The following is a 9,486-nucleotide window of genomic DNA, read 5'->3' on the forward strand; positions in this document are numbered from 1 at the left end:
ACCGAGTTTTTGCTTTATAACGATGGCAATGGCGATATTCGGGTAGAGACTTATTTACATAATGAAACGCTATGGCTTTCGCAAGTAAAAATTGCCCAATTATTTGGGGTGCAAGTGCCTGCGATTAGCAAACATTTAAAAAATATATTTGAGACAGGGGAATTAAATGAAAAAGTGGTTGTTTCCATTTTGGAAAGTACCACTCAACACGGTGCTATTAAAGGAAAAACTCAAACTCTAGAAGTTAAATATTACAATCTTGATGCAATTTTATCCGTGGGCTATCGGGTTAATTCTAACAAAGCCACCCAATTTAGAATTTGGGCAACGCAAATCTTAAAAGAATACATTATTAAAGGCTTTGCGATGGACGATGAAAGGCTTAAAAATGGCAAGCACTTTGGCAAGGATTATTTTGATGAACTGTTGGAACGCGTTCGCTCAATCAGAACCAGTGAGCGGCGTATTTACCAGAAAATAACCGATATTTTTGCTGAATGCAGTATTGATTATGATAAAAACTCCAAAATTAGTAAAAACTTTTTTGCCGGTGTGCAAAACAAATTTCATTATGCTATCACAGGGCAAACAACGGCAGAAATTATTGATACACATGCAGATAACAAATCACCCAATATGGGGCTGCAAACTTGGAAAAATGCACCCAAAGGCAGAATCTTAAAATCTGATACTAAGATTGCTAAAAATTATTTAAGTGAAAATGAAATCAAAGATTTGGAAAGAGCCATTAGCGCGTATTTTGACCATATAGAGATGGTGATTAAAAATCGCACCGAAATGACAATGCAAACTTTAGCCGATTCTGTTGATAAATTTTTAGTATTTAATGACTATCAAATACTTAAAGATTTAGGCGTTAGAAGTAAACAACAAGCGGATCAAAAAGCCAGTTCAACATACGATGAATTTAATAAAACACAAAAAATAAATTCTGATTTTGACAAAGTCATTAAACAAACGCAGGGCAGCAACCCAAGAAAATGACAGCATAAAATATGAAAACTGAAATAATAAGAGCGCTAACAACTGATTTTGAAAACTCATCTTATAGGACTGATGAGGAAATAGAATTCTGGCTGGCAAGGGATTTACAGCATTTACTGGGTTACAGCAAATGGGATAATTTTAAAAATGTTATCTTAAAAGCCAAAACCACCTGTGAAGTGAGTGGACATAACATTCCTGAACATTTTCCCGATGTCGGGAAAACGATAAAAATGCCCCAAGGCGCAGAAAAAGAAATCGATGATTTAATGCTCACCAGATACGCTTGTTACCTTATTGCTCAAAATGGCGACAGCAAAAAAGAAGCCATCGCTTTTGCACAAACTTATTTTGCAATACAAACCAGAAAAGCCGAACTGATTGAACAGCATATTTTAGAAAACGAAAGAGTTATTGCAAGGCGTAAATTAACGCAAACAGAAAAAGAATTGTCCAATGTTATCTTTGAACAAACGGGAGGCGACAAAAATTTTGGCTTGATTAGAAGCAAAGGTGATCAAGCTTTGTTTAATCACAGCACCCAACAAATGAAAGATAAGTGGGATGTTGTTAAGAGCAAGCCTTTGGCAGATTTTATACCAACTATTTTATTAAAGGCGAAAGATTTTGCAACAGAAATTACCATTTATAACGCAAAAGATAAATTAATGCAAACAGAAACTGCCATTTCAAATGAACACATCACTAACAACGAAACCGTTAGAAATACGCTTATTTCAAGAGGCATCACCCCTGAAAATTTGTCTCCTGAAGAAGAGGTTAAAAAAATAGAACGAAAATTAACTAAAGAGAAAAATCAAGCCTTAAGAGGTAATGATGGCTTTAAAAGGGATGAAAATGAACAATAAATTTTTATTTGATTGTATTAAAGAAGAGTTTGGTAGGGAATTGCGAACCGATATTAATTACCCCTTTGTTGCCGATAACCTTAACCACAAACTTAAACTAAGAGCCTACCAAAAACAAGCCTTTACACGATTTTATAAATATTACGAAACGAGAGACGCACAGGCTTACATTAAACCACAAAATAATATTCATCTAGCCTTCCATATGGCAACAGGTAGTGGCAAAACAGTGATGATGGCAGGCTTGATTTTGTATCTTTATGAGCAAGGTTATCGAAATTTTTTGTTTTTTGTGAATCGTGGGCAGATTGTAGAAAAAACCAAAGACAATTTTATCAATCAATTTTCCAGCAAATATTTATTTAACGATAAAATTATTATCAACAACAAGCAAGTGAACATTAAGGCGGTGGATAATTTTGCTTATTCATCGGGTGATGAGATTAACATTTGTTTTACTACCGTCCAAGGGTTGTTTAGTGATTTTCATAACGAAAAAGAAAACGCTTTAACCATTGGAGATTTTAAAGAAAATAAAATAGCTTTAATAGCTGATGAAGCGCACCATATTAATGCCAGCACTAAAAAACAAACCGAATTATTTGACAAAGACGGCAATCCTAAAGCCAGTTGGGAAAATACGGTAGAAAAAATCTTTAAAGCCCATCAAGACAATATTTTGTTAGAGTTTAGTGCCACGATAGAATTAGATAAAAAAGAGATTAAAGAGAAATACCTAGATAAAATTATCTATCAATATGACTTAAAAAACTTTGTTAAAGATGGTTTTAGTAAAAAAATCAACCTTTTTAAAAGCAATACTGATAAATCAACACGCATATTGCAAGCATTGGTCATATCCATGTATAGAGAGCAAATAGCCATTAATCATCAGTTAAACATCAAGCCTGTGATTTTGTTTAAATCCTCCAAAATTACTGAAAGTAAAGACAATCAGGTAGTTTTTCATCATTTGATTAACAATTTAAAAGACGGTGATTTAAATGTCATAAAAAACCAAACTAATATCAGTGTCTTAATTCAAGCCTTTGATTTTTTTGATAAAAATGAGATTAATTTAAGCCTATTAATTGCAAAAATAAAAATTGCTTTTAATGAAAAAAAATGCCTGTGCACCAATAACGATAAAGAATTGGAACTCAATCAAAAGCGCCTCAATAATTTAGAAGACAAAGACAACAGCATTAGAGTGATATTTACCGTTGATAAACTGAATGAGGGCTGGGATGTTTTAAACCTATTTGATATTGTAAGGCTTTATGAAGGGCAAAATACAGGCGGTAGCAATAAAGGGAAAATCGGTAAAAAAACAATAAGTGAGGCGCAACTTATTGGACGAGGAGCGAGATATTGTGCGTTTAAAATAAAGGCTGATGACGATCCTTATGTCAGAAAGTTTGATGATGATATTGATAATGAATTAAGACTTTTGGAGGAGTTGTATTTTCACAGTAGCAATGAAAGTCAATATATTAGTGAAATACAAAGGGCTTTAATAGAACAAGGATTGTTGGAAAAAGCAGGGCAAGAACCGATAGAATTAACCTTAGAGTTAAAACCTGAAATTAAAAAAAATGATCGTTTTAAAAATAAGATTATTTTTAAAAATAAAAGAATTGATAAGTGCTATAACACCGTTAAAAATATGGCTGATTTTGGCATTGCCAAAACTAATTTCTCTTATAAGTTGCAAAGTGGTCAAGGAAATTTAAGCGAGATTTTTGATGACAACACAGAGCAAACCAGTCAACCCAATAACAGTTATAAATTAATAAAATTATTAGGGGTGAATATTGTTAAAAACGCCCTATTAATTTTCGATACTTTTGCTTTTAATAACCTTAAAAAAACCTTTCCTAATTTACAATCTATTAGTCATTTTTTAGATAAAGATTATTTAGGTGGATTTGATATAAATATAACGGGTGATGGGGGCAATCTATCAGCACAACAAAAATTAGCAATCGCTATTTCATTTTTAAATAAATTAGAAGTAGAAATAAAAGGCAATATTGTTGAATTTGAAGGCACTAAAGAATTTGATCCTTATTCTGCTGAAGATATTTTTACAGAAAAAACCTTGCTGATCCCTCAAGACCGGGAAAAACAAATACAAAAAATAACCCATGAATGGTTTGCGTTTGAGAAGTTTTACGGTACTAGCGAAGAAAGGCAGTTAATTGATCTTATTCATACCATTATTGACGATATAAACAATGACTATAAGAATGTGTATCTAGTTAGAAATGAGCGGCATTTTTGCTTATATGATTTTGCACAAGGTAGAAGGTTTGAGCCTGATTTTGTATTGCTTAGTCAAAACAAACTTAGTCAATGCCATTATCAATTTTTCATAGAGCCCAAGGGTAAACACCTACAACAAATAGATAAGTGGAAAGAGGATTTTTTACTGGAAATTAAGGAAAATTATAAAGCATTAACTGGTGTAAATAAGACAACGACTTATAGCAACGATAAATACAAGATTGTTGGTTTAGAATTTTATAATCATAGTGATGAAAATAGTTTTAAATCAAGTTTAACAACACAATTAGGAGTAAACAATGTCATATAGCATTTTTAACAAAAAAAATAACGACACCCTTGCTGAACCCATGTTTTTTGGTAACTCTGTTAATGTGGCTCGGTTTGATAAACAAAAATTTGAGATATTTGAAAAACTAACGGAAAAACAACTTTCCTTCTTTTGGCGACCTGAAGAAATTGATGTGACTAAAGATAAGATAGATTTCAACAAATTATTACCTAATGAAAGGCATATTTTTATCTCTAATTTACAATATCAAATTTTGCTCGATTCCGTCCAAGGTAGAAGCCCTAGTATTGCCTTTTTGCCAATTGTTTCTCTGCCAGAAGTAGAGAACTGGATTGAGACTTGGTCATTTTCTGAAACCATTCATTCTCGCTCTTATACACATATTATTCGTGCCATTGTCAATGAGCCAGGTGTGGTGTTTGATGACATTATGAAAACCGATGAAATTATTAAGCGCGCTGAAAGCGTTTCTGAAAAATACGATGAATTAATTAAATGCACGCAAGCTTATCTACTTCATGGAGAAGGTGCGTTAATGGTAGATAGTAACAATGTAGAGATGGATTTATACTGCCTGAAAAAGAAACTTTACTTGACTTTAGTATCGGTAAATATTCTTGAAGCCATTCGTTTTTATGTCTCATTTGCCTGCTCATTTGCCTTTGCTGAGCGCAAACTCATGGAAGGCAATGCCAAGATTATCAAGATGATTGCCCGTGATGAGGCGCTACATCTAGTTGGGACACAACATATGCTTAATCTGATGGGCAGTGGCAAAGATGACCCTGATATGCAAAAAATCGCCCAAGAAAGCAAAGATGAAGTGATTGATATGTTTAAAGAAGCTTGCGAACAAGAGAAAGAATGGGCAGAGTACTTATTCCGTGATGGTTCTATGATTGGACTTAATGCTGAAATTCTTAAACAGTATTTAGAATATATTACCAATATTCGTATGAATGCCCTAGGACTTAAACCCATATTTGAAGAGCGCGTTAACCCACTGCCTTGGATTAATCATTGGTTAGACTCTGACAGCGTTCAAGTTGCACCACAAGAAACAGAGATTACCGCTTATTTAGTGAGTGCGATTGACAACAATATGGCTATTGATGACGCTGATTTTGGTGATTTTAAGCTTTAATTAATCAATGTTTAAAATCGATGTTGACAATATCAATGGCAAAACTGAATCGCTGTATGTGTTTGGCGAACAATCCATTCTTACTGAGTTAGAAGACAACCAAATACTCCTTAACCACTCTTGCCGACAAGGGCATTGTGGGCTATGCATACTGCAACTCCTATCGGGTGATGTTATGCATCAGGACTGTTTAGTGCCACTTTCACGAGGAGAAATTTTGGCTTGTCAGGCTAGGCCGATCAGCGATATTAAGGTTAGCGTACGAGATTTTTAGTCTTTACTGTATTGAGACAAATATTCTAAGACCTCATCGGCATTGCCTTTGAATGCCACTCTGCTTATTTTTTTCTTGATTTGATAATCATACATCGGGTCATAATAATTCACCAATAACTCTTCTACTACTGGGTAAAAATCCTTATGGTCGCCCTGCTCTTTGTATGTTGATAGCGCATTATTCACCAATTTTAATAAGGCGTTATAACGCTCTAAACCCAAGCGCTTTTGAATTTTTTCCAAACTTCTTAGCCAATATTGGGCAAAGTTATCAAAACCCTTGGTGCTGTCTTGCATCATAAAATCGTTGTACATATTAATAACATAGGCATCCATGCTGACTTTAAGGCGCTGTTCAATATTGGCTTCTAATAAGATGAGTTTGGCTTGTTTGGTTTTGGCTTGTACGCAATCTGGGATATGTAGCGCCCCTATATTTGAGCCTTCATCTTCAAATAACAAGGTTGTTTTGTGTTGTTTTTTAATCAGCTCAATTGCCAAAACATTTTCAAAATTAATCTGTGTAGGTTGTGGCGTAGTCGTATTACCAAAGGCGGAGCCACGGTGGTTTGCCAAGCCTTCCAAATCAATCCTATTGTTAATTTTGTCAAGCAACAAGGTTTTACCACAGCCTGTTTGCCCACCGATAACAATTGGTGTGATTTGTTGCATAATTCTATAAGTCTCATCAATAAGAAACCGACGCAATGCCTTGTAACCGCCTTTAACACGAGGATAGTCAATACCAGAAGCCGTATAAATCCATTGTTGCGTGATTTGACTACGCAGACCACCACGAAAACAATAAAGTGCACCATTTGGGTTGTTTTTGATGAATTGTAGCCATGCTTCTATGCGTTTATTTTTTACATCGCCTTGCACCAGCTCATGCCCAAGCTCAATGGCTTTTGCCTGACCTTTGTTTTTGTAGCAAGCGCCTATTTTCTCGCGCTCATCGTCACTCATTAGAATAAGATTTTGCGACTGTGGAAAAGCACCCTGTTCAAACTCAATCGGTGCACGCGTATCAATCAGTGGCGTATCAATGGTGAATAAACGCGTGAGATCGGTTATCTGTATAAGTTCAGACATTAATTTGTATCGTGGATTTGTTGTTATCACACTCAACAATCTCACCAATAGCCTCTAAGTCAAAGCCCGATTCATGCGTTATTTGATGGAATTCAGATTCAGCACACCTAGAGACCATAATCAATAAACCACCACTAGTTTGCGGGTCGCAAATAATGGATTGTACCTCATTACTCATTGCGCTTAGATGGTGACCATAACTGTCAAAATTACGCTGCGCACCCCCTGGAGAGCAACCATTGGCTAAATAATTTTTAATATTTGGTAAGATCGGTACTTTGCTGTAATTAAGCATTGCGGAAACCTTTGAACCCAGACAAACTTCTGACAAATGTCCACCCAATCCAAACCCTGTGACATCAGTAATCGCATGAATACCATCAATTTTTGCTATTTTGCTACCAATATCATTAAGTTGGCACATGGTGTCAATGGCGCGTTTTTCGTCTTCAGGTGTGATTTTCTTTTGCTTTTGTGCAGTGGTCAAGATGCCAATGCCTAAGGGTTTAGTGAGATATATCTTATCTCCTACTTTGGCAGTAGAATTCTCTTTTAAGTGTTTAATTGCCACCCTGCCTGTTACTGCTAAGCCAAAAATGGGTTCAGGCGCATCAATACTATGACCCCCTGCTAAGCTAATGCCCGCATCAGCACAAACCATCCGCCCTCCTTCAATCACTTGGCGTCCAACCTCAGGGGGTAATTTGTCCAATGGCCAACCAAAAATCGCAATTGCCATCAGCGGTACACCACCCATCGCATACACATCGCTAATGGCATTGGTAGCTGCGATACGCCCAAAGGTAGTTGGGTCATCAACAATAGGCATAAAGAAATCCGTGGTGCTGATAATGGCCTCACCATTGCCTAAGTCATACACAGCAGCATCATCACGAGAATGATTGCCCACCAATAAATTGGGATCACTAATTTCCTCAATAGATGAGGCTAAAATCGTATCCAGAACTTTGGGTGATATTTTGCAACCGCAGCCTTGTCCATGGCTATATTCAGTAAGTTTAATCATAGTGATAATTATAACCAGAGACTTTTGCATAAGTAGGAATGATTGGCAAAATGACAAGTTTTGCCGAATTGGTGATTTTATGAAATATAGTCATAGCAAAGCTATGGCTGTGTTTTATAAAATTGTCAAGTGGGTAAAAAATGGCGTTTTGATGATTATTCATATTTATGCAAAGGTCTCAACCAGTAAATTTAAACTTTTACTTGTTCAAGGCTCACTTGATTGAATGAGGGTGATAATGGCTTTTTTGTTAATTTTATGCGTCTCACCCTTGTAAAGATTGGCTTCTAATTGTTGCAGTATGGGATCCAATTCATTCAAATTAAGCGGTAATAATAAGTCAAATAAAGCCTTATCACCTTTGCTGGATTTAATCTGTTTGATTAAATCTTGATTTTTTTCTGGCGCTGGTTTGCTGTTAAGCCTTATACCTAGAAAACTAATGAGCGCACCAATGATAAGTCCGAATAGTAGGTAATAATATTTTAATTTATTATTGACAGGCGTTTTGTTGTCGGGCGTTTTGTTGTCGGGCGTTGTTATGGTTTCAGTTGTTGCTATGATAGGGGTAACTTTGTCAACTTGAATGTTAATAGGTTGGGTGCTAAGGGTTTTTTTGGTTTGGGTTTTTTTATCAAAATAATCAAGTTTTAGACTGGGTATAACGAAATTTTTTCCACCAACAATAGCAAATTTTTGTTGCCAACCTTGGTCACTGGTAACGACATCATCGCTGTAAATTGTGGCATTATTAATGTCAATCTTCAAGGCTTCAATGTCTCCAATATTACCTTTGCCAGCAATGCGCACCGTTAAATTAACAGCATCGCCTTGTTTAACTTTTTGCTTATCAACGGTGGCTTTCATGGTAAAGTCGCCAAAGACCCTAAGATCATCTGGTAGGGGTTTTACTGTTAGCGTCAAAGCATTTGAAAATATTTTTTTCTGTTGAGCGTTCCATCCCCCATACAAAAAATTACCAAAAGCATCTCTGCTTTGATTACTAATAGTAACAACCAAACTTGGAATACGAATGGTGCCAAAATTATTGGCTTTGATTTGGTAACTGAGCGTTTGAACATTGTAGTTTTCATCAGCAATATGCGTTACTTTTTTATTGTTGATAAACAACAAATCTTTTACATTGGGCATAGAAAGCTCAACTTGATTGATGGCTGACAGGGATTTTTTGGCTTTAAAAGTAATGGTTAAATTGACTGTATCGCCCAAGAAAAATGTTGTTTTATCTACTTTGGCTTCCAGAATATAATCATCTCCTGCTTTGGTTTTTGTTGGTTTTTTATAGGTTATTTTTATGGGTTTAGTGGTTTGTTTGACGCCATCTACTATTAGCGTGTAGGCTGGAATTTGCAGGCTTTTTAAAGGTTTGAAGGTATAGGACTTGCTGCTTTGTACCATGCGTTTAGTGTTCATAATGCTAATACTTTTGGCATTGTTTGTGCTTAACACAGAATACCCTGCAATTTTACTAATC

9 protein-coding genes are annotated in these 9,486 nt (G+C 35.5%); 5 read left to right on the top strand and 4 right to left on the bottom strand.

The window, feature by feature from the left end:
* From BBROOKSOX_RS06480 to BBROOKSOX_RS06500, 5 genes are all read left to right on the top strand, one after another.
* Positions 1–1,005, top strand: a 1,005-nt coding sequence (locus BBROOKSOX_RS06480; protein WP_257607792.1) for a virulence RhuM family protein, incomplete at its 5' end; no start/stop codon positions are given.
* An 11-nt stretch (positions 1,006–1,016) separates the two neighbouring features.
* Positions 1,017–1,874: a DNA damage-inducible protein D gene (gene dinD / locus BBROOKSOX_RS06485; RefSeq protein ID WP_139660413.1), complete on the top strand. Its 858-nt coding sequence runs from the start codon at positions 1,017–1,019 to the stop codon at positions 1,872–1,874.
* Positions 1,864–4,470, top strand: a complete 2,607-nt coding sequence (locus BBROOKSOX_RS06490) for a DEAD/DEAH box helicase family protein (RefSeq protein ID WP_180323889.1) — start codon at positions 1,864–1,866, stop codon at positions 4,468–4,470. Before dinD ends, BBROOKSOX_RS06490 begins: the two co-directional genes overlap by 11 nt.
* Positions 4,460–5,596 carry a class Ia ribonucleoside-diphosphate reductase subunit beta gene (gene nrdB / locus BBROOKSOX_RS06495; RefSeq protein WP_139660415.1) on the top strand — a complete coding sequence of 379 codons (1,137 nt, stop codon included), beginning with the start codon at positions 4,460–4,462 and terminating at the stop codon, positions 5,594–5,596. The genes BBROOKSOX_RS06490 and nrdB overlap by 11 nt, the downstream gene beginning before the upstream one ends.
* A gap of 7 nt (positions 5,597–5,603) precedes the next feature.
* Positions 5,604–5,870: a 2Fe-2S iron-sulfur cluster-binding protein gene (locus BBROOKSOX_RS06500; RefSeq protein ID WP_139660416.1), complete on the top strand. Its 267-nt coding sequence runs from the start codon at positions 5,604–5,606 to the stop codon at positions 5,868–5,870.
* Here the strand turns inward: BBROOKSOX_RS06500 and mnmH are convergent.
* The 4 genes from mnmH to BBROOKSOX_RS06520 form a co-directional block, all read right to left on the bottom strand.
* Positions 5,867–6,964 (bottom strand): tRNA 2-selenouridine(34) synthase MnmH, encoded by a 1,098-nt coding sequence (mnmH, locus tag BBROOKSOX_RS06505; protein WP_139660417.1) that lies wholly within the window; start codon positions 6,962–6,964, stop codon positions 5,867–5,869. The genes BBROOKSOX_RS06500 and mnmH overlap by 4 nt on opposite strands.
* A complete protein-coding gene (gene selD / locus BBROOKSOX_RS06510; protein WP_373896616.1) occupies positions 6,957–8,000 on the bottom strand; it encodes a selenide, water dikinase SelD in 1,044 nt (347 codons plus the stop codon). The genes mnmH and selD overlap by 8 nt, the downstream gene beginning before the upstream one ends.
* Positions 7,984–8,154 (bottom strand): hypothetical protein, encoded by a 171-nt coding sequence (locus tag BBROOKSOX_RS06515; RefSeq protein ID WP_180323891.1) that lies wholly within the window; start codon positions 8,152–8,154, stop codon positions 7,984–7,986. Before BBROOKSOX_RS06515 ends, selD begins: the two co-directional genes overlap by 17 nt.
* Before the next feature lie 44 nt (positions 8,155–8,198).
* The coding region (locus BBROOKSOX_RS06520; protein ID WP_218973706.1) for a BatD family protein at positions 8,199–9,486 on the bottom strand (1,288 nt) is incomplete at its 5' end.

It is taken from the genome of bacterium endosymbiont of Bathymodiolus sp. 5 South (genome assembly GCF_900128535.1).
Classification (GTDB): domain Bacteria; phylum Pseudomonadota; class Gammaproteobacteria; order PS1; family Pseudothioglobaceae; genus Thiodubiliella.